Annotated in this window: 17 protein-coding genes and 1 pseudogene; 10 read left to right on the plus strand and 8 right to left on the minus strand. The window is 68.0% G+C overall.

Features of this window, described 5'->3' with window-relative positions:
• Positions 1 to 209 precede the first annotated feature (209 nt).
• The 5 genes and pseudogenes from AC0662_RS07225 to AC0662_RS07245 form a co-directional block, all read left to right on the plus strand.
• A pseudogene (locus AC0662_RS07225) lies at positions 210 to 2,411 on the plus strand (DNA gyrase subunit A); the annotation flags it as partial.
• 14 nt (positions 2,412 to 2,425) lie between these two features.
• Positions 2,426 to 3,121, plus strand: coding sequence for an LppX_LprAFG lipoprotein (locus AC0662_RS07230; RefSeq protein WP_478300204.1), 696 nt, complete (start codon positions 2,426 to 2,428; stop codon positions 3,119 to 3,121).
• Positions 3,121 to 4,779 (plus strand): MFS transporter, encoded by a 1,659-nt coding sequence (locus AC0662_RS07235; RefSeq protein WP_478299126.1) that lies wholly within the window; start codon positions 3,121 to 3,123, stop codon positions 4,777 to 4,779. Before AC0662_RS07230 ends, AC0662_RS07235 begins: the two co-directional genes overlap by 1 nt.
• A 46-nt stretch (positions 4,780 to 4,825) precedes the next feature.
• On the plus strand, positions 4,826 to 5,767 hold the full coding sequence (locus AC0662_RS07240; protein WP_452204019.1) for a sucrase ferredoxin: 942 nt from the start codon (positions 4,826 to 4,828) through the stop codon (positions 5,765 to 5,767).
• The gene (locus AC0662_RS07245; protein ID WP_452204018.1) at positions 5,764 to 6,261 is read left to right on the plus strand and encodes a beta-class carbonic anhydrase; all 498 of its coding nucleotides are present in this window, start codon (positions 5,764 to 5,766) and stop codon (positions 6,259 to 6,261) included. Before AC0662_RS07240 ends, AC0662_RS07245 begins: the two co-directional genes overlap by 4 nt.
• On the opposite strand, the gene AC0662_RS07250 is transcribed toward AC0662_RS07245, so the two are convergent.
• Positions 6,245 to 7,159: a TetR/AcrR family transcriptional regulator C-terminal domain-containing protein gene (locus AC0662_RS07250; RefSeq protein WP_478299128.1), complete on the minus strand. Its 915-nt coding sequence runs from the start codon at positions 7,157 to 7,159 to the stop codon at positions 6,245 to 6,247. The genes AC0662_RS07245 and AC0662_RS07250 overlap by 17 nt on opposite strands.
• Before the next feature lie 82 nt (positions 7,160 to 7,241).
• On the opposite strand from AC0662_RS07250, the gene AC0662_RS07255 reads away from it, so the two are divergent.
• The 3 genes from AC0662_RS07255 (at position 7,242) to AC0662_RS07265 (ending at position 11,831) form a co-directional block, all read left to right on the plus strand.
• Positions 7,242 to 7,799, plus strand: coding sequence for a GNAT family N-acetyltransferase (locus AC0662_RS07255; RefSeq protein WP_478299130.1), 558 nt, complete (start codon positions 7,242 to 7,244; stop codon positions 7,797 to 7,799).
• The gene (locus AC0662_RS07260) at positions 7,796 to 8,638 is read left to right on the plus strand and encodes an alpha/beta fold hydrolase (protein WP_478299132.1); all 843 of its coding nucleotides are present in this window, start codon (positions 7,796 to 7,798) and stop codon (positions 8,636 to 8,638) included. The genes AC0662_RS07255 and AC0662_RS07260 overlap by 4 nt, the downstream gene beginning before the upstream one ends.
• Before the next feature lie 112 nt (positions 8,639 to 8,750).
• Entirely contained in the window at positions 8,751 to 11,831 is a 3,081-nt protein-coding gene (locus AC0662_RS07265; RefSeq protein WP_478299134.1) for an alpha-N-acetylglucosaminidase TIM-barrel domain-containing protein, read from the plus strand.
• Positions 11,832 to 11,852: 21 nt separating this feature from the next.
• On the opposite strand, the gene AC0662_RS07270 is transcribed toward AC0662_RS07265, so the two are convergent.
• On the minus strand, positions 11,853 to 13,034 hold the full coding sequence (locus AC0662_RS07270) for a hypothetical protein (protein ID WP_478299136.1): 1,182 nt from the start codon (positions 13,032 to 13,034) through the stop codon (positions 11,853 to 11,855).
• A gap of 125 nt (positions 13,035 to 13,159) precedes the next feature.
• Between AC0662_RS07270 and AC0662_RS07275 the strand changes: the two genes are divergently transcribed.
• Together AC0662_RS07275 and AC0662_RS07280 are read left to right on the plus strand one after the other, a co-directional pair.
• Positions 13,160 to 14,308 (plus strand): tyrosine-type recombinase/integrase, encoded by a 1,149-nt coding sequence (locus AC0662_RS07275; protein WP_452204012.1) that lies wholly within the window; start codon positions 13,160 to 13,162, stop codon positions 14,306 to 14,308.
• A gap of 185 nt (positions 14,309 to 14,493) precedes the next feature.
• Positions 14,494 to 15,783: a pyroglutamyl-peptidase I gene (locus AC0662_RS07280; protein WP_452204011.1), complete on the plus strand. Its 1,290-nt coding sequence runs from the start codon at positions 14,494 to 14,496 to the stop codon at positions 15,781 to 15,783.
• 46 nt (positions 15,784 to 15,829) lie between these two features.
• Here the strand turns inward: AC0662_RS07280 and AC0662_RS07285 are convergent, their stop codons facing one another.
• The 6 genes from AC0662_RS07285 to AC0662_RS07310 all read right to left on the minus strand — a co-directional run bounded on the left by AC0662_RS07285 (position 15,830) and on the right by AC0662_RS07310 (position 24,876).
• A complete protein-coding gene (locus AC0662_RS07285; protein WP_452204010.1) occupies positions 15,830 to 17,125 on the minus strand; it encodes a Gfo/Idh/MocA family protein in 1,296 nt (431 codons plus the stop codon).
• A 12-nt stretch (positions 17,126 to 17,137) separates the two neighbouring features.
• A complete protein-coding gene (locus AC0662_RS07290) occupies positions 17,138 to 17,968 on the minus strand; it encodes a carbohydrate ABC transporter permease (RefSeq protein ID WP_452204009.1) in 831 nt (276 codons plus the stop codon).
• Positions 17,969 to 18,083: 115 nt separating this feature from the next.
• Complete coding sequence (locus tag AC0662_RS07295; RefSeq protein ID WP_452204008.1) at positions 18,084 to 19,070, minus strand: carbohydrate ABC transporter permease; 987 nt, start codon at positions 19,068 to 19,070, stop codon at positions 18,084 to 18,086.
• Between the two features lie 5 nt (positions 19,071 to 19,075).
• Positions 19,076 to 20,542 carry an extracellular solute-binding protein gene (locus tag AC0662_RS07300; RefSeq protein WP_478299139.1) on the minus strand — a complete coding sequence of 489 codons (1,467 nt, stop codon included), beginning with the start codon at positions 20,540 to 20,542 and terminating at the stop codon, positions 19,076 to 19,078.
• 20 nt (positions 20,543 to 20,562) lie between these two features.
• Positions 20,563 to 23,673, minus strand: a complete 3,111-nt coding sequence (locus AC0662_RS07305; protein ID WP_478299141.1) for an endo-1,4-beta-xylanase — start codon at positions 23,671 to 23,673, stop codon at positions 20,563 to 20,565.
• Between the two features lie 120 nt (positions 23,674 to 23,793).
• The gene (locus AC0662_RS07310; protein WP_452204005.1) at positions 23,794 to 24,876 is read right to left on the minus strand and encodes a LacI family DNA-binding transcriptional regulator; all 1,083 of its coding nucleotides are present in this window, start codon (positions 24,874 to 24,876) and stop codon (positions 23,794 to 23,796) included.
• Positions 24,877 to 24,923 lie beyond the last annotated feature (47 nt).

A 24,923-nucleotide genomic window follows, 5' to 3' on the forward strand; every position in this document is an offset into this window, starting at 1 on the left:
TCCAGGAGCTGCTGCACAGGGCGCCGCGGTACACGCATCGGCTGACCCAGGATCATGCTCCGTACGTCGCGGACTTCGTGCGCGAGTCCCTCGGTGCCGGGCGGGGCACTGGCAAGAGCTGGCTGCTCAACCACAACTTCGACCGCTTCGAGCGCTGGCAGACCGACCGCAGCCTGCTGGTCAGCAAGTTCAAGGACCCTGAGATCCTCCGCGTGGTCGCGCCGATCATGGACTCCGGGTACCGCTTCGTCGAGGTCGCCGAGGTCGAGGACTGCGAGCCCGAGGCCGTGTACTCGATCCGTGTGGACAGCGACGACCACTCGTTCCTCGCCGGTGGGTTCGTCAACCACAACACCGAGTGCCGGATGGCGCCGTCCGCGATGGCGATGACCAACGGCCTGGACGAGAACGTCGTCGACTTCCGGCCGAACTACGACGGGCAGGAGGAGGAGCCGGGCGTGCTGCCGGCCGCCTTCCCGAACCTGCTGGTCAACGGCGCCGCCGGGATCGCGGTCGGGATGGCGACCAACATGGCGCCGCACAACCTGGTCGAGGTCATCCAGGCGCTCCGGCACCTGATCAAGACGCCGACCGCCGACCTCGACGACCTGATGCGGTTCGTCCCCGGTCCGGACCTGCCGACCGGCGGCAAGGTCGTCGGGCTCGACGGCATCAAGGACGCCTACGCGACCGGCCGCGGCAGCTTCAAGATGCGCGCCACCGCCCGGATCGAGAACGTCACCCCGCGGCGCAAGGGCATCGTGGTCACCGAGCTGCCGTACTCCGTCGGTCCGGAGAAGGTGATCGAGAAGATCAAGACCCTGGTGCAGAGCAAGAAGCTGCAGGGCATCGCGGACGTCAAGGACCTCACCGACCGCACCCACGGCACCCAGCTGGTGATCGAGGTCAAGAACGGCTTCGTCCCCGAGGCACTGCTCGAGCAGCTGTACAAGCTGACCCCGCTCGAGGACGCGTTCCACGTCAACAACGTCTGCCTGGTCGAGGGCCAGCCCCGCACGCTCGGGCTGAAGCCGCTCCTCGAGGTCTACCTGGAGCACCGGTACGACGTCACGCGCCGGCGCAGCGAGTTCCGCCGGAAGAAGGCGCAGGACCGGCTGCACATCGTCGAGGGTCTGCTGATCGCGATCCTGGACATCGACGAGGTCATCCAGGTCATCCGGAGCAGTGACGACGCCGCCGCGGCCCGGTCCCGGCTGATCGAGATCTACGACCTGTCCGAGATCCAGGCGAACTACATCCTGGACATGCCGCTGCGGCGGCTGACGAAGTTCTCGAAGCTCGAACTGGAGACCGAGAAGGGTGAGCTGGAGCGCGAGATCGAGGCGCTGACCGCGATCATCGAGGACCCGAAGCTGCTCCGGAAGACGGTCTCCGACGAGCTCGCCGAGGTCGCGAAGACGTACGGGACGCCGCGCCGGACGGTGCTGCTGGAGTCGTCCGGTGCCACCAAGACGGCCGCCGTACCGCTCGAGGTCAGCGACGACCCGTGCTGGATCCTGATGAGCTCGACCGGGCTGCTCGCGCGCACCAACGGGGTCGAGCCGTTCGGCGCCACCGAGTCGCGCGCCAAGCACGACGCGATCGTGTCCGCGGTGAAGAGCACTGCCCGCGGGCAGTACGGACTCGTGACGAGTGCCGGCCGGCTGATCCGGCTCGAGTCGCTCGATCTGCCCGCCGTACCAACGACGGCGAGCGCGCCGAACCTTCAGGGTGGCGCGCCGGTCGCGGAGTTCGTGTCGCTGGAGCCGGGTGAGAAGGCGCTGGCGCTGACGACGATGGACCCGGAGTCCGTCGGTATGGCGCTGGGGACGACGGCCGGCGTGGTGAAGCGCGTCGTACCGGATCACCTGAGCAACCGGGACTCGTGGGAGATCATCGGCCTGAAGGACGGTGACGAGGTCATTGGTGCGGTCGAGCTGACGACGGGCGAGGAAGAGCTGTGCTTCATCACCTCTGACGCGCAACTGCTGCACTTCCCCGCGTCCGCCGTACGGCCGCAGGGCCGGACCGCGGGCGGTATGGCCGGTGTCCGGCTCGCGGCCAAGGCGAAGGTGGTGTTCTTCGGTGCCGTCGACGGCAACCGCGAGTCGCAGGTCGTGACGATCGCGGGCTCCACGACGGCGCTGCCGGGGACCGAGGTCGGCGCGGTGAAGGTGACGCCGTTCAGCGAGTACCCGGGCAAGGGCCGCGCGACCGGTGGCGTGCGCTGCCAGCGGTTGCTGAAGGGTGAGGACGGGCTGCTGCTCGGCTTCATCGGTACGGCGCCGGTCAAGGCCAGTGCGAGCAGCGGTGCCCCGGTGGACCTGCCACCGGTCGACCCGCGGCGGGACGGGTCCGGCGTACCGGTCGCGCAGCCGATCGCTGCGTGCGCTTCTGATCTGGCAGGCTGACAGTTGTGAAGAGGATGCTCGCGCTCTGCGCGGTCGTGGTGCTGGCGGTGGCGGGCTGCAGCGACAAGAAGGACTCCGGCGGCGGAAGCCAGTCCGGCGGGGACCCGGTCGCGCTGCTGACCGACGCCAAGAAGACGATCGACAGCGCGGAGAGCGTGCACATCGTGCTGACCGGGCGCGACCTGCCCGACAGTGGGCAGACGCTCGCCAGCGGTGACGGCGTCGCGACGCACGCGCCGGCCTTCAAGGGCAAGCTGACGGTGAAGTCCGGCGGGTCGCCGATCGACGCCGAGGTGGTGGCGGTCGGCAGCAAGGTGTACGCGAAGCTGTCGTTCACGCCGAGCTACATCGAGCTCCCGCCGTCCCAGCTGGCCAGCCTCGGCGCCCCCGACCCGGCGGTGCTGCTCGATCCGACGAAGGGGCTGACGTCGGTGCTGCCGACGATCAAGGACCCGCAGATCAAGGGCGAGACGCGACAGGGCGCGAAGGTCCTCACCGAGGTCACCGGCTCCATCCCGGGCAAGAGCCTGCAGGGCATCTTCCCGAAGGCCCCGGCCGACCAGGACTTCCCGAGCTCCTTCAAGATCGACAAGGACTCCAAGCAGCTGGTGTCGGCCACCATCACCGGGCCGTTCTACGCCGGCGCCACCAGCACCTACGACATCACCCTGGACAAGTACGGCGAGAAGGTCGAGATCACCAAGCCGTGATGCGGTCACGGACTCAGCTGACACTGGCGTCGGTTGCGGTGGCGTTCGCTGCGGCGGACACCTATGTCGTGGTGCTGGCGCTGCCGAACATGATGTCCGGCGTTGGGCTGTCGGCGGACGAGCTGCAGCGGGCGGCGCCGATCATCTCCGGGTTCCTGCTCGGGTATATCGCGGTACTGCCGTTGATCGGCCGGATCGCGGATGTCGTCGGGCGTACGCCGGTGCTCGTCGGGGCGCTGCTGCTGTTCGCGGTCGGCTCGCTGATCACGGCCGGCGCCTACGACCTGTCTCTCGTGGTAACCGGTCGGTTTCTCCAGGGTGTTGGCGGTGGTGGGCTCGTGCCCGCGACGCTGGCGCTGGTCGCCGATCTCTGGCCGGCTGACCGACGCGGCCTGCCCCTGGGGATCGTCGGCGCGGTACAGGAACTCGGCTCGGTCCTCGGCCCGCTCCTGGGCTCGGCAGTGCTCGCGGTCGCCGACTGGCGGTACATCTTCTGGCTCAACCTGGTCGTCGCCGTCGTCCTGGCGCTGCTTCTCCGCGGACGCCGATGGCCATCGCTCTCCGGGACCGTCGGCGTCCTCGCCTGTGTCGCCCTCGGCCTCACCCTGACCGCGCCCGAACGGCTGGCGTCCGGCGTGACGCTCGGCCTGCCGTTCGTGCCCTTCACCGGTACGTCGCGACTGCTCACTCCGATCGGTCTCGCCACGCTGGTTCTCGCGATCGCTTGGCTCGCGCTCGTTCTGTGGCGCAGCCGCGGCCGCCTGGCCGACGTACTGTCGCGGGTCGACCTCATCGGCGCGTTCCTGCTGGCGCTCGCGTTGGCCGGCGTCGTGCTCGCCTTCGCGACCGCGGATCCCGAACGCGAGCTGATGTCGCCCGCCGGCCCGTGGCTGCTGGTCGCGGCCGCGGTCTTCGCCGTCGCGTTCGCGCTCTGGCAGCGTCGTACGGCGGCCGCGATCGTGCCGCGTGGACTCCTCGGCGGACGACCGGCATGGGGCTCACTGGTGGTGAGTTTCCTGATCGGGTGCGCGTTGATCGCGGCGCTGGTCGACGTACCGGTGTTCGCGCGGACCACCCAAGGCGGCGGCCAGCTCGAAGCGGCGCTGGTCCTGGTGCGGTTTCTGATTGCCCTACCGGTCGGTGCGGTCGCGGGCGGGTGGCTCACGCGACGCTACGGGCTCGGGCTGATCGCGGGTGGCGGTCTCGCGTTGTCCGGTGCGATGTTCGTGGTGATGGCGTTCTGGAGCCGTACGGCGCTCGATCACTGGACCGCGACCGTCGTACTGCTTTTCTGCGGCTTCGGGTTCGGCCTCGCGCTGTCACCGCTCAACACGGCGATCCTCGGCGCCACACCGGCCGACAGCCACGGCCTGGTCAGCGCGCTCGTGGTCGTCGCCCGCATGGTCGGCATGCTCGTCGGCGTCTCCGCGCTGACCGCGATCGGCCTTCGGCGGTACTACGCCCTTGCCGACGGCATCAAATCTCCCAACCAGCTCTGCCCGTCCTCCCCCGGTAACTGCCGCCCGTTCCTCGACGCGCTCCGCGACGCCGCCGTTTCACAAGTTCACGCGATCTTCGCCGGCGCCGCCGTCAGCGCGTTCCTGGCCGCGGTCCTGGCCGTCGCACTCCTCGGCCGACGTGGCGTAGTGCACACATGATGATCATCATGAGGGACAGCCGTCTCGGCTCGCGTACCGTGAGGGTGTGACCCCTGCACCCGACCCGTCCGGCCGGCCCGGCCTGTGCTCGACGTACTGCCGGGTACTGCGCGAGCCGCTGGCCGGGACCGCGGTCGTGGCGACCGCCTGGGTCGTCGTGGAGCAGCCCGGTCCGTGGGGTGCGAAGGCGCCGACGCAGAGTCATCTGGACCCGAAGTTCGGTGGGTCGTTCGATGACGAGTGCAAGAAGGTCGACGTACGGTTCGGTCTGATCCGCTCCCCCGGTCGGCACGCGGATGCGGTCGAGCGGTCGCACCAGGTGTTCGTCGCGTCCACCGCACCAGGCCGGACCTGGCTACTCGGCGGCCGCGTCGGCGATCCGGCCGAGCTCGCCGAGCTCGATCTGGCCGCCGTCGCTCGTGGTGATCGCGACGCGGTGGTCGCGTCGCTGCCCGCGCTGCTGCCGGTCGACGAGCCCATCGTGCTCGTCTGTACCAACGGAAAGCGTGACGAGTGCTGCGCAGTGCTGGGGCGGCCGCTGGTGGCTGGGCTCGCCGAGCGCGCGCCGGGCCGGGTGTGGGAGGCGAACCATCTCGGTGGGCACCGCTTCGCACCCACCGCGACGTACCTGCCGGCCGGCACCATGCACGGCCATCTGACTGTCGAGACCGCGGTGGAGGCACTCGCCGCGGCCGATCAAGGGGAGACGATCCTGACCGGGCTGCGCGGTCGGTCCACCTGGACCAAGCGCGGTCAGGCCGCGGAAGTCGCCGTACGCGAGCTCATCGGCGAGCTCGCGCTGGACGCGTTGCGGGTGGTGGCCGAAGGGCCTGAGACCGTGACCGTCGAGCACGTCGACGGCCGTTCGTGGATCGTCCCGGTCAGCAGTGTGACCGCTGATCCTCCCCGTCCGGATTCATGTGGAAAGGAGCCGTTCGCGATGTCGATCCTGCAAGCCGGTACTCCCCTGTCAGGTGCCCTCCGATGAGCGGCGGGTTCGACGACATCCTGGCCGCCAACGCGGAGTACGCCGCCGACTTCCACTACGGCGGCTTCGACGGGATCGCGCACGCCGGCATCGGCGTGGTGACCTGTATGGACTCCCGGATCCCGCCGCTGGAGATGCTCGGACTCAAGCCGGGTGACGCCAAGGTGCTGCGCTCGGCGGGCGGCCGGGTCACCGAGGTCACGATGACCGGGCTGGTGCTCGGCGTCCAGTTGCTCGGCGTCAAGCGGATCATGATCATCCCGCACACCCGCTGCGCGATGGCCTCGATGTCCGAGGACGAGCTGCGCGCGAAGGTCGAGCTGGCCGCCGGGAAGCCGGCCGGTTACCTGCCGATCTCGGTGATCCCCGACCAGCACGAGGCCCTGCGCCACGACGTCAAGGCGGTCCGCGAGCACCCGCTCATCGGCGACGACATCGTGATCGGCGGCTTCATGTACGACGTCGACACCGGCAAGATCACCCAGATCGACTGACGAGCACCTCGAACCCGTCGAGGTGCCGGGCCAGGCTGTACTCGAACAGCTCGCCCAGATCGGAGACAGCGTCCTCCGGTACGGCGGCCAGCAGTGGGAACTGTCCGCTCGCGAGCAGTTCCTCGGCCCGGTGCTGCTTGTCCAGCCACCACAGGTCGAGGCTGACACCGGTCTCCTGCTCAGCCTCGACCTCATCAGCCATCGCACGGGCTGCCGTGATCACCAACCCGTGCAGTGTCAGCGCTTCCCGGATGGTCACCTCGGGCGGCAGGCCGAGGCCGTCGATCACGCGCATCGTCCACTCGGTCTGCGCCGTCAGGTTCGGCACCAGCAACGGCCTGGTGAACGACACGGCCGCCGGTAGCCACAAGTGCCGGCGGCACAGCTGCCACTGCCACCGGGCGATCAGCTCGAGCTTGGCGCGCCACCCCTCAGGCCCCGGGTCGGGAAGCTCGTACTCCCCGAACACCGCGTTGACCATCTCGGTGACCAGTTCGTCCTTGTTCTGGACATGCCGGTAGAGCGACATCGGCCCGACGCCGAGCTCCACCGCGACGCGGCGCATGGAGACGGCCTCGATCCCCTCGCCGTCGGCGACCGAGACAGCGGTTCGCAGCACCTGCGCCGTACTCAGCACTGGTCGCCGTTGGGCGTCACGCTCGGCCGTCCGCGGTCGCACACGGCGACGCGGCATCGACACCACGGTCCCTGAACCGACCTTCGTCTCCACCAGGCCGGCATCGCGGAGAGCGGCGACGACCTTGGTGGCGGTCGCGATGGCGATCCGCCGGCTGCGAGCGATCTCGCGCACCGACGGGACCCGGTCTCCGGGCCGCAGCTCGCCGCTGAGGATCATCCCCCGCAGCTCGCTCACCACCCGCTCGTACGGCGCCTCCATGCCTCTGAGTGTACTAGTTCACTGACGACACTTTTGCGCTCACCGGCAGGCGTTTCGGAGTGAGTGGAAATACGGTGTACGCATGATTCGCCGCGCTACTCCGGACGACCACGACACCGTCATCGCCATCCTCACCGCCGCGTTCGCCGACGACCCGCTGGCCACATGGCTCTTCGCCGACGGGAGTTCAGCGGCCGAGCTCTACTACCGCCCGCTCCTCACCCACCCAGCCGCCGAAGTCGACATCGCGACGTCCAACTCCGGAGCCTCGATCTGGCTCAACCTCGCCGCCGGCCAGCCGCCGTACGGCGGCCCGACCAACTCGACACGTCCTCTCGACGTGCTCGGCGAGGCACTGGCTCGGCGACATCCACACGGGCAGCCGTACCTCTATCTGCCGTGCATGGGAGTCGTGCCCGAGCATCGCGGTACCGGAGTCGGCTCGGCGATGTTGCGGCAGCGGTTGGAGTACGCCGACGTACGCGGACTCGGCGCCTATCTCGAAGCCAGCTCACCCCGGAGCCGCGCGCTCTACCAACGCCATGGGTTTCGCGATCGGGATGAACCGGTGCGCGTCGACGGCAGCCCGACCCTTTGGCCCATGTGGCGATCCACCACTCAGACAGGAGATCACCGATGACCTTTGTTTTCGTCCACGGGACGCACTCGTCCGCCAGTTCGTGGAATGACCTGACTGCCGAGCTCACGCTCCGCGGCCACCGCTGCGTTGCCGTCGACCTGCCCGGCCATGGCACCGGCGGCTTCTTCCCGCACGCTTACCAGGCGCCCCAGGACCTCCGCGCCCTCGCCACCGAGCGGTCACCACTCGCGACGCTGACCCTCGACGACTACGTCGACCACACCATCGACGTCGTACGCCGGGCCCACGAGCACGGCCCCGTGATTCTTGTCGGCGCCAGCCAAGGTGGCGTGACGGTGAGCCGCGTCGGCAACGCCGTACCGGAGCTGCTGAAACGCGTCGTGTACGTCTCGGCGTTCTGCTGCGTCGACCTGCCGAGCATGGCGGAGTACTTCGCGACGCCCGAGAACCGCGACAGTCTGGTCGAGAACGTCACCAAGGCCGTCGCCGGGGATCCGGCCGTCCTCGGCGTCGCGCGGGTGAACTGGCGAACCGCCGACCGCGAGCTGATCGCCGGAATCAAGGAGTGCCTCGCGGCCGACTTCACCGACGAGCAGATGCACAACCTCCTCAACCACTTCCAGCCCGACGAACCCGCCGCGATCCCGCTGTCGGACGCGCGCGGCCACGCCGACACCTGGGGCCGCATCCCGCGGTCCTACATCCGCTTCACCCGCGATCGCCTCATCCCGCCGGCGCTCCAGGACCGCTTCATCGCCGAGGCCGACCGCCTCACGCCCGGCAACCCGACCGACGTCCACGACGTCGCCGCACCGCACGTCGGCCCAATGGCCCGTCCGGAGCTCGTGGACATCTTCACCGGACTCGCCCACCACTGAGCGCCCATATTCGTTGGTCGTTCCATCATCCGATCCCACTCTTTACATAGCCACCCTTCATTAATATTCTCCGGTGGACATTGCGTCATCCCCCTGGCCGTGAGGTGAGGTCATGCGTCGATCCGCCCGAGCATCCTTCGTCCTTCTCTTCAGTACGCTCGTCAGCCTGCTGGTGGTGCCGGCCTCGGAGGCGGCCGCGCCACCGGGGGCGGAGCAGCGTGATTGCCGGGCCTCGGCGCGGTCCACCCAAGCCCAGCAGGCGCTGCTCGCCCGCGTCGCCGGCACCGTGGCCTCGCACCAGGTGTGTTTCGAGATCAACCCCAGTGCCGACGGTGCCGAACGGTTCACCATCGCCGGCCGGACGGGTCATGTCACGATCAGCGCGACCACTGCGTCGGCGGCGAACCAAGGTGCCGGCTGGTACCTCAAGTACGTCGTCCACGCGGCCGCGAACCTCGGCAACCCGCATCCCGTCGTACCCACACCGCTGCCGGCGCCGTCGCAGCCGATCACCCAGACCGCCAACACGGCGAACCGGTATCTCGGCAACGACACGCACGACGGCTACACCGATCCGTACATGGGCTGGGACCAGTGGCAGTCGATGCTGGACATCTACGCCCTGCACGGCATCAACCAGGTCTACGTTCTGCCGGGGACCGATGCGGTGTATCAGAAGGTGCTTCAGGACTTCGGCTACACCGCGGAGCAGACCCGCGCCTGGATCCCGCTGCCGACCACCCAGCCGTGGTGGGCGATGCAGAACGTGTCCAACTACGGCGCCCCGATCTCGCAGGACCTGCTCGATCAGCGGGCGTCCCTGGGACGCCAGATCGCCGATCGCGCACGGGAACTGGGCATGGTCCCCGTACTGCCCGGGTTCATCGGCACCGTGCCCACCGACTTCGCCGCCCACGCTCCGGCAGGTACGAAGGTCATCGCGCAAGGAACCTGGTCGGGCCAGCCCAGGCCCGCGTGGCTGGCGCCGACGGACCCATTCTTCGCGCAGGTCGCCGCGTCGTACTACCGGCATGCTGACGACCTTCTCGGCAAGTCCTCGATCTACCGGATGAACCCGCTGCAGGAGGGCGGCTCGTCGGGCGGCATCGCGCAGCAGGACATCACCGCGAGCATCATGTCCGCCTTGCAGGACAACGAAGCGGGCGCTACCTGGATGCAGCTGGGATGGCAAGGTAACCCGACCACCGCGCAGTTGGCGGGCATCAGCGACAAGAGCAAGTTCGTCGTGAGTGACGGCTTGTCCGACGCCTCGGCCACGTGGGGACGAGAAGCCGCCTGGCCGAACACGAAGTACCTGTTCGGCTCCATCTACGCGTACGGCGGACACACCGTGATGGGCGCGACCGGACAGCTCTGGATCGACCGGTACTACGGCCAGTTGAATGCCGCGGGCAACAACATGACCGGGATCGCCGTGATGCCTGAAGGCTTCGAGGACCCGGCGGCGTTCGAGTTGCTGAGCGAACTGCCGTGGCACGCAGCTGCATTCAGCTTGTCGGAGTGGATGCAGGACTTCGCGTACGGACGGTACGGGACGACTGCGGCCGCCAAGGCGTGGGAGATCATCGGAGCGACGGCGTACACGCTGCCGCGTCCGTCATCGGGTACGCACGCGGAACCCGCGGAGACCCTGTTCGTGGCGCAGCCGAATCTGACGGCGATGAATGCGGACCCGGCCTCGCCGAAGCAGCAGCCGTACGACACCGCACGCTTCGCCACCGCGTTGCCGCAGCTGCTCCTCGCCGCGCCAGAGGTCGTGCAGAAGGACGCGTACGACTTCGACCTCGCCGACGTCGCGACGAACATCACCGGTAACAAGACGCGGACGCTGCTGCCGAAGATCAATACGGCGTACCTCGCCAAGGACACGGCAGCGTTCAAGGACCTGACAGCTCAGTGGCTGGATCTGATGGACCTCACCGACGACGTCATGGCGACGGTGCCGTGGTTCACGATGGGCAGCTACGTCGCGAGCGCAAACTCGGCTGCGGGCTCGGACGCGACAGTTCGATCCCAGCTCGCCACGTCACTCCTCTACCTGTGGACCAGCTGGGTGGATCCTGCCGACGGGTACAAGGCGGGCTCGCTGAACAACTACGCCAACCACACGTACAGCGGACTCCTCAGCGGCTACTACAAGCCGAACTGGCAGGCGTACTTCGACACGCTGACCAAGGCGCTGCAGGACGGGACGGCGCCGGCGCCTATCGACTGGATCGCGCGCGCCAGCAGCTTCGTCACGTCCGCGCCGAGGTTCGCGTCCGCTCCGGCGGGTAACACGGTCACCGCCGCCACGGCGATCGCGGATGCGTTGTCGTTGTCGCCGCTCACCGTCACGAATCCCGGTCCCAATGGATGGTTGCCCGGGTCTCCGTCAGTCATCGAGGGGCTCGGCGTACCTGGCGGCACGGTCTCCGTCACCGAGAAGGACGCGAGCGTGTGCTCGGCCGCCGTACAGCCGGATCACACGTGGTCGTGTTCGCCGGCCACGCTGCCGAACGGGCTGCATGACGTTGTGGTGAAGGAGTCCGTCGGCGGGCGGCAGTACAGCACGACCGCCCGATTCGTGATCGGCCTGACGCTCGTCGACCACTGGACGATGGACGACACCACCAACGGGAACGTTGCGGATACGGCCGCCGGTGGCTACAACGGCACGGTGCTGGGCGACGTCACCGTCGTACCCGGCAAGGTCGGGGGCGCCTTGCGCTTCACCGGCGGGACCGGCACGGTCACCACCGCGGCGCCCGATCTTCCCACCCCCTGGTCGGTCGGGGCGTGGGTCAACATCACCGGCGGCTCGAGCAGTATGGCGCTGCTCAACAGCGACACGTCGATCGTCAAGATCAACTCCAGCTCGGGCAAGGTGGGCGTGACTCGCCGCAACGTCGCCGATTACACGGTCAACTACGTCGTACCCAAGGCGACGTGGACGTATCTGACCTACGTCGACGACGGAAGCCGAATCACGGTGTATGCGAACGGATCAGCCGTGGGCACCATGAACGCCTCCACGCCCCTCGGACGCGCCACGCTCGGCAGCTTCCCGCCGAAGGACTCGACGACGGGCGCGGTTGACGAGGTGGCGATCTTCTCCGGAGCCCTGACCGCCAGCCAGGTCCAGAACCTCTACGCCTCGGCAACTACCGGAGGAACTAGCCCGGCCAGCTGACAGGTCCGGGGAAACCGGGGGTCAGTCCGGGGATCCGTTTCCGTCGGACTGGCCTCCGCGCCGCCCGGGTTGCATGGGCGGCTCGGTGCTTGTGGCGGCGTGCTCGGCGAGTTGGCGGCGAAGGTCGTCGACCAGTTGTTCGGCGGCGCGCTGGGCGGTCGTGACCGCGTCGACCCGCTGGTCGGCGGACTGCTTGACGTCGGCGAGCTGGGCCTTGTGGTCGGCACGGAGTTGTTCGCGGTCGGCGCGGTGTTCGGTGCGGAGGTTGTCGAGCTCGGCCCGGTGTTCGGCGCGCAGGGTGTCGAGCTCGGCACGGTGCTGGTCGCGGTCCTGGCGCAGTTCGGCGCGCAGTTGCTCGGCGGTCTCTTGTGCGCTGCGCCGGTCGGCCTCGGCGGCGGCCTGCGCGACGTGCGCGGCCTCGGTTTCGGTCTCGGCCTGCTGGATCTGCCGGTCGGCGTTGGTCTGGATCTCGCGGATCTGCTGGTCGGCTTCCTGACGGGCACGGTTGGTCTGTTCGGCCGCATCCTCCCTGGCCAGGACCATGTCCCGCTCTGCGTCTTCGGCGACCTGCTGTGCATCCAGAAGTTCCGCACGGGCCGTCGCTCGATCGTCGACGGCCTGTTGGGCGGCGGCCTCGGCCTCGTCCCGGGCGTCCTCGGCTTCGGCTGCGGCCTGCTCCGCCTCGGTCGCGGCGTGTTCGGCCTGGCGCCGGCGTTGCTGTTCTTCGGCGAGCTGCTTTTCGGCGTCGGCGAGTTGCGCCCGGGACGCGGCCTGGACCTGTTCTACCTCGGCGGCCACTGCTTGCGCGTCGCCGTACGTGCCGAGTGCGACCGCGACCTGCTTGAGCTGCCCGTCGAGGCCTTCCATCAGCCGCGGAAGGTCGCTCTTGATCAGCTGCTCCAGCGTGACCCGTGCGGCGGTGACCGGCCCCGCCGTACTTGAAGCTTCCGGTGCCGCGCTGCCTCTCAGCCGCTGGGTGCCGCTGGTTGTCCGCTTCGCGGCCGCGTTCTTCGCGGTCCAGGCGTTCGCCTTGTTGTGTACGACGGGCCTCCCGTCGGCGCCCGCCTCCTCGAGACCGCAGTACTTCGCTGGGCGGCCCGGCGTACCGGGGTCGACCTGCTTCGGGTTCGGGCAGGTCACGCCTGGGAACTCGCACATCCCTGGCCGGGTCGGCGATACCAGGTCAGTCTCGGTCGTCGTCATTCCCGCATCTTAGCGGATTTTTGTCTATACAGTTTTTCGTTGCGTCTATTTAGTTTCGTCATTCTTGACTCAACGCAACCATACTGAAGTAGCGCATAATCCCCGTTATGCGCTACCTTGTTCAGGTGACGAATCCTGCCGTCGAGCCGATGAGCGACGAACCGGCGCCGCTGGTTTTCCAACCGGTCACGACTGCCGTCGTGTTGCCCCGGCCGGACGCGGCCGTAGAAGCTGCTGTCCGCCGGACACTGGGACAGCGACGACCGCCCGGTGCCGACCTCGAGGACGGGGACGCGGCCCCCGTCGATCGGCTCGATCTGCTCGCCGCCGCACTCACCCCGGAGCTCACAGCGCTGGTTGTGCTGTGGCTCGGTGGCACGCGGCGGGGCAGCCGCGACACCCGGATCGCGTACGCCGATGACCTGCTGCTCTGGGCCGACTGGGCCCGCAATGACCTCGGCCGGGAGCGCTTCGGACTCGATCTGCACCGCGCCGAAGTCACCATGTGGCTGACTCGCCAGCAAGACGCCGGCGCCGCCGACACCTCGATCTCCCGGCGGCTCTCAACCCTGTCCAGCCTCTACCGGTACGCCGCCAGCTGGGGACTCCCGGCCGTCTCCCCCATCTCCGTCGACGACCACCGCCCCAAGATCGAGCGCGGCCGCCGCGCGACCTCCGCTCGCGTCCTGGACGCTGACCAGATCGCGGCCATGCTCGCCGTCGCGCACGACGTACGGGACGCTCTGGTCGTCGGGCTGCTGTTCACTGACGCGCTCCGGGTTTCCGGCATCTGCGCGGCCAACGACGACGACCGCCAGGACCAAGGACGCCGGACCTGGCTCGAGGTCACCGTGAAAGGCGGCAGCACGAAGCTCGTCCCGCTGCACACGATGGTCGCTGAACTCCTCGACCTCTACCTCGCAGTCCGCCCAGCCTGGAACGGACCCGGACCGGCGCCACTCATCGCCGACGCCACCGGAAAGCGGCTCGACCGCCACGACGTCACCCGCATGCTGCGCCGCCTCGCCCGCGCCGCCGGCATCCCCCGCCCGGAGAAAGTCACCCCGCACTCTCTGCGCGCCTCGGCCGTCACCGACCAGAAACGCCGCGGCCTGGCCGCCGAAGACATCCAGGAACTGACCATCCACGCCGACGTCCGCACCGTGATGATCTACATCGACGACGACGGCCGCAACGAACGCGTCGCCGCCATCACCGACGACCTAGGCCGCGTCATGACCGCCGTCCCCCGCCACCTCCGCCGCACCATCTGAGCGGGAACAGGGGGTGGGAACAGGAACCGGTGGCCGTGGACAGGTAATACCTAGTGCTCAGTCCCCAGAACCTGGCCCAGCCCACCAGACACGCTCCGCGAGGCGACGCAGGTCAGGGCGCGGAGTGGGTGGAGATCTGATAGACACCCGGTATGAGACTCCGCCCCAGCTCATTTCATCGTTCGTTGCTTGCCGGTGCGCTGGCGTTGACCGCGGTGCTGTCCGGTGCTCCGATCGCACACGCGACGCCGAACATCGCGCCGGCCTTCCGCGGTGGACCGGTCACCGGATGCCTGGACCAGGCGATCATCGGCACCGTCGAGGAGCAGCGCCTGGACCGCGGTGTCGCGGGCGGCCCGTCAGTACCGGCCGAAATCCTGCGTCGCTCCGGTTTCGACCGGCAGGTCGAGCTGTTCAGGCAACTCCTCTGCCGCGTCCCCAACCGCCAAGCCGCAGCAGCGCTCGTCCGCACCCAAGGCGAAGCCCTCTGGCGTACGGCGACCCACCGCGCGCAGCACCCGCCGCAAGGCGCCGACGCGCTCCCCTCCACCGACGACCGCGGCCTCTACTGGGCCCGCATCTCCATGTCCTTGGCACTCCGCCAATGGCAACCAGCCTTCGCCCTCGGTACGACGGAACGCGCGAGCCTGCTGCGGTCCCTCGAGTACAGCTCTCGCGGTATCACCAGCACCCACTTCACGCCGGGCGTCCGGAAGGTCCTGGTGACCGGGTTCGATCCGTTCACGCTGGACGCCGACATCCGCATCGGCAACCCGTCCGGTGCCAACGCCCTGACCCTCGACGGCCGGCGCTGGACCGCCAACGGCACGACGTACGAGATTCAGACCGTGGTGTTCCCGGTCCGGTACACAGACTTCGACGAGAACATGGTCGAGAACGCGCTCGCCCCGCACTACCGCCAGGGCCCGCAGCACGCGGATCTCGTGATGACCGCGAGCCAGGGACGGGCGGGCATCTTCGACCTCGAGGTATTCAACGGCCGGCGTCGCTCGGTCAGTTCGATCGGCGACAACAACAACCTGTGGGGCGGCGGCACGATCAGCGCTCCGATCGTCTCCCCCAGCATGCCGACCGGACCCGAGTGGCTGACCTCCAGCCTCCCGCTGGCCCGGATGTCGCAGGCCGAGGTGGCGCCTTTCCGAACGCGCGTGAACACCTCTGTGCTGGAGATCCCGGCCGGACAGACGCTCCCGGTCCGGCAAGCAGACGGCCCGACGCCCGGATCGATCGCCTCGGAAGGCACCGGCGGCGGCTACCTCTCCAATGAAGTTGCCTACCGCAACACTCTCCAGCGCGATCTCCTGGACCCGTCGATGCCGGCCGGCCACCTGCACGTACCGGTGCTGTCGTTCGACCTGACCAACAAGACCGCGATCACCGACCCGACGTACGAAGCGAATCGGGAGGCGATCGTCGCGGGCGCCCACGCGATCCTCCGGAACGCGCTCACCTGATCAGAATTCTGACGACCTCTGAAAGTGATCAGAATTCTGAACACTTTCAGAGGGTGAGGACGTCCGCAGTCTGCACCGGCAGCCCGGTCTCGAACGAGCGGTTCGCCGCGAGCCCGGTGACCAACGCCAGCGAGGCTTGACGCGCGTCGGCGACATCATCACCTACGTCACCCTCGCCGTCCAACAGGGCCGCGAGCACCCGTGCGTCCGCACCGCCATGGCCGGCGTGATCATGGTCGACGGTGTGATCCTCCGGCGCCGCCCACAACGGTCGCAACGTGATGCTCGTCCTACCGGCGGTCGGCGCCGCGACATCGCCGTGCACCCAGCCCTTCGCCGATTCCACCCGTTGATGCGGACGAGTAAATGTCGACTCCTCGACATCGAGTTCCAGGCGCCCGCGCGATCCGTTGAACATCACGCGATAGCCCTCGGCCGGCGAGTACGCCGTCAAGTGGTACGTCATCGTCGCGCCACTGTCGTACGACACCAGCACCGCCATGTCGTCCTCGATTGAAACGCCAGGCCCGAAAACGTTCTGATCCCGGTAGTACCCGTCCTCCCCCTCGGCCTCGAGATACAGCTCGCGCAACGTCGCGTTGTCGGCAAGATGCAACGCGAACGGATCGTCGAGAGCGAGCCCAGATCCGTGTGCACGCAGGTAATCGCGCGCATACCCGTGCTCGTGGCCCGGCCCGTAGAACCCTAGCTGGCCGCGCGCGTAGACCGTCCGCGGCTCGGCGCCCAGCCACCAGTTCACCAGGTCGAAGTGGTGACTGGCCTTGTGCACCATCAACCCACCGGAGTTCGCCTTGTCCCGATGCCATCGCCGGAAGTAGTCCGCGCCATGTGACACGTCGAGCATCCACTCGAAATGCACCGAGTGCACGGCACCGATTGCACCCCCGGCCAGCAATTCCCGCACCCGCCGGTGCACAGGATTGAACCGGTAGTTATAGGCGACCGACAACGAGCCACCCGTCTCCTGCACCGTGTCCAGGATCCTCTGCGCCTTCACCGCATCGGTCGTCATCGGCTTCTCGCTGATCACCCGTACGCCGGCCCTCAACGCGGCCTCGATGTACAGGTCATGCGTCGCGTCCACGCTCGTCACCACGACGAGCTCGATCCGCTCCACCCGGAGCATCTCCTCGAACCGCGCCGGCGGCCACAGATGCGCGGTACGGCGCCCCGCCGCCAGCAGCATGCGGTTGTGGAAGGCCATCCGCACCGAGTTCGGATCGCACAACGCGACCACGTCGTACCCGTCCCGTTTCGCCAGGCCCTCGGTGAAGAGCTGGGCGCGGTTGCCGGTGCCGACGATCGCAGTACGTACAGGCATGTGGTGGTCCCCCTAGGACTTGACCGCGCCGGCCAGGCCGTTGACGAAGAAGCGCTGCAACAGCACGAAGAGCAGGATGATCGGCGCGAGCGTGATGACGGTGCCCGCGCACAGCAGCGTCCACTCGGTCGAGTTCTCGCCGATGAACGCGTACATGCCGATCGCCAGCGTGCGCAGCTCGGGCCGGCCGAGTGTGAACACGAGCGGGATGAAGAAGCTGTTCCAGGCGGTGATCGCAGTGAACAACCCAACGGTGGCGAGCATCGGGCCCGACAGCGGCAGCATGATCCGCGCGAACGTCTGGTGGAAGTTCGCGCCGTCCACCTGGGCGGCGTCCTCGAGTTCCTTGTCGACGGCCATGAAGTAGCCCATAAAAAGGAACGTCCCGAACACCACTCCGCCGGAGGCCTGCACGATGATCACCGCCCACAGGCTGTTCAGCAGATGCAGTCGTTGCATCAGGTCGAAAACCGGGATAATCGTGTATCCGTGCGGCAGGAACAGCGTCGCGGACACCAGCCCCAGGCAGAATCCACGCCCCGGGAACCGTGTCCGGGCGAGCACGTATCCCGCGCAGGACGTGACTACTAAAGTGATCACCACAGTGCCCAAGGTGATCAGTATTGTGTTCATGAAGTACCGGCCGAACGAGGCCTCGCGCCAGGCGTCGAGGTAGTTCGCCCAGAGGAAGTGCGACGGCATCGGGTTCAGCCCGTCGGTGAAGAAGTCGTCGTCGCTCTTCAGCGAACTCCCGAGCGCCCAGAACAGCGGGTACAGCCACGCGAGCCCACTCACCAACAGCGCGACATGCGTCATCGCTGTCACCATCCGCCGGCTGGTCATGGGGCCTCCCGGCCTGGACTGAGGAGCGGAGGGAGCGAAGCGACTGGAGCGACGAGGGAAGGCCGGGAGCAACAGCCCGATGACCCCGCGCGCCGGAGGCGCGCAATTTGTACAGTCACGCGATCCCTCCCGTCCCCCGCCGCTTCGCGAGCGAGCGCAGTACGACGACCTGGACGACGGAGAACCCGATCAGCAGGACGCCGTACACGAACGACGCGGCCGAGGCGAGACCGATGTTCGGCTGTACGGCGTTCGCGTTACTGCCGCCGAACGCCAGGTGGTAGATGTAGGTGTTCACGACCTCGGTCGCGAAGAACGGACCGCCGCTGGTCAGCACCTGCACCAGGTCGAAGATCTGGAACGTCCCGATCACCGCGAGGATCACGATCACCACGCCGACCGCGCGCAACATCGGGATCGTGATGTACCGGAAGGTCGCCAGCCGGCCCGCACCGTCCAGCCGGGCGGCCTCGTACAGCTCGTCCGGGATCGTCTGCAGCCCCGCCAGGAAGTACACGAGGTTGTAGCCGAACGTGTGCCAGATCCCGACCAGAATGATGATCCCGAGCGCGAAGTGCGGATCCCCCAGCCAGTCGATGTGCCTGTCGGTCACGTGCAGCTTCAGCAGCAGGTCGTTGATCGAGTCCCCGAAGTTCGACACGAGCAGCTGGATGACGACACCGATCACCGCCGCGGACGTCACCACCGGCAGGAAGAACAGCGTCCGGTAGAACGACGCGAACCGCAGCTTCTTGTTGTTCAGCACGAGCGCCAGAGCCAGCGCCAGCACCAGCTGGATCGGTACGACGAACGCGGCGTACACGAAGGTGTGTCCGAGCGACCGCCAGAAGATGTTGTCGTGGACGATCTGGCGGAAGTTGTCCAGCCCGACGAAGTCCGACGGGTCGCCGATGCCGTCCCATTTGTAGAACGTGTACCCCAGTGAGGCCACGATCGGGTACACCACGAACACCAGCAGGAGCACCATCATCGGTGCGAGGTACACGTACGACCACAAGTAGGTCCGGCGGCGCGCTCGACGCCGCCCGACCGAGCGCGGTGGCTCGGTGCGGGTGACGTCTTCGCGCACCGTGGTGGTCATCACCATCAGGCGCCCGGCTTGGTCGTGTAGGGCTTGGTCAGATCCCAGTCGGCGAACGTGAAATCCTTCGCGCTCACACCCGGCGCCTTCTTCATCGCATCACCCAGTGCCGCGTTCATCTTGTCCGTCAGTTCGTTCAGCGCGGCCTGCGGATCCTTGACCTGTCCGGTCCAGACGCCCGCGAGCAGGTCGTTGATGTCCGGCTTCACCGCCGGCAGCTGCACGGCCGACACCTTCGAGTTCCGGATCGTCGGCTGCGGACCGACCACGGCGGCTCCCGACATCGCGACGTACTGCGCGAACGGGGCGAAGGTGACGCTCTTCGGGTCGTTGTTCTTCGCGTACACGGACAGGCCCTGGCCCTGCTCGACCCACCGCTTGCCCGCGTCGGGGCTGTACAGCCAGTCGAACCACGCCCACGCCTCGTCGGCGTGCGGCGTCTTCGCGTTCACCGCGACGAACTTGCCACCGGGCGGTCCGTAGAACAGCGCCTTCGGATCACCGGCGGACGGCGTCGGCAGCGTCACCAGGCTGTACTCGGTGAACTTGTGCTTGCTCCACTCCGGCTGGTTCCACACTCCCCCGATGGTCATCCCGAACTTGCCGCGCTCGAAGAACGCCCGCGCCTGCTCGTCCGAGATGCTCATCGAGTTCGGGTAGAACCAGTTCTTGTTCTTCCACTCGAGCAGCAGGTTGATCACGTCGAGGTAGTTCCGGTCGCTGCCGAACGTCCACTTCCCGACGCGGTAGTCCATCCCGTCGATGCCGCCGACGGCCGCGCCGCCCGGCGTACCGGCGCCCCGGACGAACAGATCCAGCCACCAGGCCAGGGTCGTGTTCGTCGAGTTGCCGAAGCCGAACGGCGCGACCTTGCCGCCGCTCTTCGACGCGATCGCGTCGGCGGCGCTCGCGACCTCGTCCCACGTCTTCGGCAGTTTCACGCTGCCGTCCGCGTTGGTCAGGCCGGCGTCCTTGAAGACGCCGTGGTGGATGTAGAGCTGCAGCGACGGGGCCGGCGCGGCGAACGGTGCCGTGTAGACCTTCCCGTCGAAGACGTCGACGCCTTCGACGAAGCTGTTCTCCGGGAACCGGCCCTGCCACGACGAGGTCGCCCACTTGTCCAGCGGCAGCAACCAGTTCTGCGTGATCTGCCGGCTGAGCTGTGGGCTCTTCGGCACCATCAGGATGTCCGGCGCGTTGTCGCTGCGGTACGCCAGCGACACCAGGTCGGCGTACTTGTCGCTGACCTGCGTGGTCTTCTTCACCTCGATCCCCGGGTGAGCCTGCTGGAACAGCTTGATCTCGTTGTCGACCCAGCCGGCCTGACTGGCGTACCAGTCCCAGTAGGTGATGGTCTTTGTGGCCTTCGAGCCTGACGAGTCGTTACCCGACGAGCAGCCGGCGAGCGCGCCCGCACCGGCCAGTGCGGCCGCCCCGCGGAGCAGGGTCCGCCGGGACATGGATGTTGACATGGGAGTTCCTCCAGTGAGTGCTAGGCGCAGGGCGGCGTAGCGGACGATGCGGTCTGGGTCAGGGCGCCGAGCCGCCAGGTGAGCGGAGTGCCGTCCCAGGTCACGGCCACTCGGCGTGGTCGTTGGAAGGGCAGGAACGAGACGGTCTGACCGCGGTCCGACGGGCCGGGGCTGAACGCGTTGTCAGTGCCGACCGGGACCGGGATGTAGTAGTTGTTCGCGTTGGAGTAGCCGAAGTACGCCGTGTAGGTGCCGTCGGCGGTGTTTCGGACGACGCAGGCCGCCGTGGGTTGCACCGGGTTGAAGGCCGTCTCCGCCGGGCCGGTGCCTGGATCGGCAACGGTCTTGGCCTTCGGGGCGAACGAGACGTCGTCCACCAGGACGTCGCCGGCGCCGGTCGTCGTACTGATCCACCACTCGGCTTTGGTGAGGGTGCCGGTCCAGGACACGTTCGTGTCCGCGGCGGAGATCCGTGTCCAGCCGGTGCTGGTGACAGCGGCCGAGCCGAGCCTGATCGTGGTTGATCCGGTCGACGTGGTCAGCTTCAGGCTCACCATTGCGGTGTCCGATCCACTGCTCAGCCGCACCCACGCCGACGAGTCGTACAGACCGCCGTTGACCACCGAGACGCCTTGCGCCGGACCGGCCCACGCGGCCTCCCGTCCGCTGGCTGACAGGTCGCCACTACCGCTGTGTGGTGTGACGGACGCGTTCTTTAGCGTGCAGGTCCCGAGGCAGTACCAGCCGGTGGTCGCCGACTGGTACTCCAACGAGCTGTTCGCAAGCACCGAAGGAGTCGGCAGCGACGGCGCGACGGCCGGCGGTCCTTGCGCGGGTGGTGGTGTTCCGTCGGTCGGCGTGATCGCCAGGTCGTCCAGCGTGCACTCCGGCGACGACGCACTGGCATTCGACCAGGCGAACGCCTGCACCCACTTCGTCCCGGTCGGTGGCGTGAACGCGGCCAGCTTCTGCGTGTACGCGCGTTCGTCGGCGTACGACAGCACGTACTGGAAGGTCGGCGTACCTGCGGTCGCGCCGCCGCGGACGCCGACGTAGCACTGGGTGCCTCCCCCGTTCAGTCGGCCCCATCCGGACAGCAGGTAGCTCGTGCCGGGCGTCAGGCCGCTCAGATTCTGCGTGACGCCCGAGCCCGGGCTCAGGGAGAGGGCGGTGTGGCCGCTGTGTGCATTCGCGGCGGTCGCCGGACCGGTGCCGAGCGGAGTCCAGCCGCGGGTGCCGCTCTCGAAGTCGCCGTCGCCGATCGGGTTCGGCTGGTCCGTCCGTACGGTCGTCGCGATGCCGTCCGCGATCACCTTCACCGACGCGCCGGCCGTCGTGGGCATCGCCACCTTCACCTGCTTCGAGATGCCGTTCACGGTGACGGTCACCAGGTAGTCACCGAGGAAGCCGCGCGTGCTGTACGCGCCGGCCGCTGTCGTCGTACCGGACGCGCTTGTGTGCCACTGCCGCTTGATCAGGTCCTCCCAGACCAGGCCGTTCGGCTTGGGCGACCAGTCCGCGTTGTAGAGCGCGACTCGCGGGTTGTAGATGTTGTTGGCCCAGATCCCGAAGTTGCTGATCTGGTTGACGTTCGGGTCCGAGAACATCGCGGTCATGAAGTCGCGCGTGTAGTCCGCCTGCAGTTGCAGGTCGTCGGTGTCGACGTCGAACTCGGTGATCGCGACCTTCACCCCGAGCGCCGCGAACTGGTCGACGATCGCCAGCAGTTGATCCGGTGAGGTCAGCTGCAGTCCGTTGAAGTGGCTTTCGAAGCCGACCGCGTCGATCGGCGCTCCGGACGCCTTGAGCGACTGCACGATCGCGTAGTCGTGATCGCGGTGCCGCTTCTCCCAGCCGTTGTTCTCCAGCAGGCCGTAGTCGTTCAGCACCAGCGGTACGTTCGGATCGCCCTGCTTCGCCAGGCGGAACCACGACGCGATCTCGTCCGGCCCGAGGATGTCCTGCAGGTTGTGCTCGGAGTACGGCTCGTTGACCACGTCCCACTCGTCGACGATCCCGGCCAACGCGGACGTCTCGTCCAGGATGTGGTTGTTCACCCGCGTCCGCAGCGCCGCCGGGTTGCTCTGCAGGCCGCTGAGATCGGACGGAAGATTCCCCCAGGACGGCCAGACCAGGTTGTGCCCACGGACCCGCAGCCCGCGCTCACGCATCCACTGCATCGCGGGCAGTGTGATCGCGTCCCGTTCGGTCGGGTTCTCCCAGTGGTTCCACTTCAGATTGTTGCCCAGGGCTCCTTGGTTGAAGACCGTGGAGACCTTGCTCTGGTACTGCGCGAGGTCCGCCGCGCTGATGCCGCTGGACGGATCACCGACCAGCCGCGCGCCGTCCGAGGCCGCGCCGAACTTGAACGCGCTCGTCTGCTGCACCGCGGACACGGTCGCGCCACTCACCGGGTTCCCGGCCGGGTCGACGACCGACACCGCGAGGTTGCCCTTGCGGTACTGGTCGATCCGCGCGTTCGCCGCCGTACGCCAGGCCGCGTTCGCGTCCCGCCCGTCGTACGTCACCAGCGGGTAGCCGGCCGGCGTGCCCGGACCCCAGTCCTGCACCGAGACGCCGGCGATCTGGAACGTCTGCGCGCCGTACCCGAGCCAAAGGTTCAGGTGCGCCGCAGTCGCCGTACCAGCCGTGTACGTTGTCGCGGCGCGGAACGGGAACTCGAACTTCTGCCAGTCCGACCCGTAGAGCAGCGCGGCGTTCATCGACTTCTTGTACGGCGATCCATCGGTCTCGAACACGACATGTGCGTTGCCCGTGGTGGCGCCGGCCGTCGGAACGATCGAGCGCGCCCACAGCGTGGCGACCATCGCGTCACCCTCGTTGACGGTGGCGGACGCGGGTACGCCGAGCGTGATCTCGTACTCGCCGTCGAGACCGGGACTCTGTGGGCCGTTCGGGACCGCGACCTGCAGTGCCTTGGTGAAGTTCGGATTGCCGGTGATCGGGACCTGCGTGGTCGCGTCGGCGGGCAGGCTCTTGAACTCGGTGAAGTTGGCAACGGCGTCGGACGGGAGGACTTCGAACGGGGCGGCCTCGGCGCGTGCGGTGGGCTGGACCGCGATGGCTGCGAGGAGGGCCACGGTCACCCCGGTGGCCAGTTTTCTGAACACTGGACGGTTCCTTCCAGAGGGCGCACGGCAGCGCGGACCGAACGGCAAAGCCGGGGTCCTGACGGGTGTGCTGCTGTGGTCGGACGTGCTCGGGTCGGGCGGGACCGGGATCCGGACGGATCAGGCCTTGGTGGTCTGCGAGCGTCCGCGCGGGGACCGGGTCACGGGCACCGGCCCGCAACTCGCCCGGACGATCAAGCTGGTCGGCATCACGAGTCGCGGCAGCGCCTCATCGGCCGGTTCTTCGTCAGGTACTTCGTCGTTCGGGCCGATCGCGTCCAGGAGCATCTGCGCGGCGCGCTTGCCCATGTCCACGAACGGTTGCTGGATGGTGGTGAGCGGCGGCCGGATCTGAGCTGCCGACTCGATGTCGTCGAAGCCGATCACCGACACGTCCTCCGGAACCCGGAGTCCGGCCTCGGCGGCCGCGGTCATCACGCCGTACGCGGTCACGTCCGAGTGCGCGAAGACCGCGGTCGGGCGCTGGTCCGGTGGCAGCGCGAACAGCTCGCGCGAGCGGGCGCGGATCTGCTCGGGCAGGAAGTCGCCGGGTTTGGTGAGTTCGGGATCGGGCTGGATGCCGGCGGATCGGAGGGCGTCCAGGTAACCGCGGTAGCGGTCCTGGCAGCAGCGGTACAGCATCCGGCCCTGGACACAGGCGATCCGCTCGTGTCCCAGTTGCAGCAGGTGATCCATCGCCGTCAGCGCGCCGTCGTAGTTGTCGGTGGTGACCGAGGGCAGCGCGACATCGGCGTCGATGGTGTTCACCAGGACGACCGGCAGGCCGTCGGAGTGCAGCTGGACGAGCGGCTCGAGCGGTTGTTCGTGGCTGACCACGAGCAGGCCGGAGACCATGCTCGCGGTCAGGATCCGGTCGATCAGCGACCCGTAGTCGCGGTCGTTGGTCGCGGTGTAGAGGATGATGTCGAACCCGCTGCGCTCGGTCACGGCCGCCACCCCGATGTTGATCGAGGCAACCATGTGCCAGGACAGCCCGGGCACGACCATGCCGATCAGCCGGGTACTGCCCTTGGCCAGCGCGGTCGCCGCGAAGCTCGGGACGTACCGGTTCCGCCGCATCACCGCGAGCACGTGCCGGCGGGTGGCGGGGTCGACCTTGGGACTGTTGTTCAGCACCAGCGAGACCGTCGACTTCGACACACCGGCCAGCGCCGCGATGTCACGAATCGTCAGTTTCGCCATCCTGCGGATCCTTCGGCTCGGCCCGTTGGACTGGTCCAACGAGGTGG

This window comes from Kribbella sp. NPDC043289 (assembly GCF_056436705.1).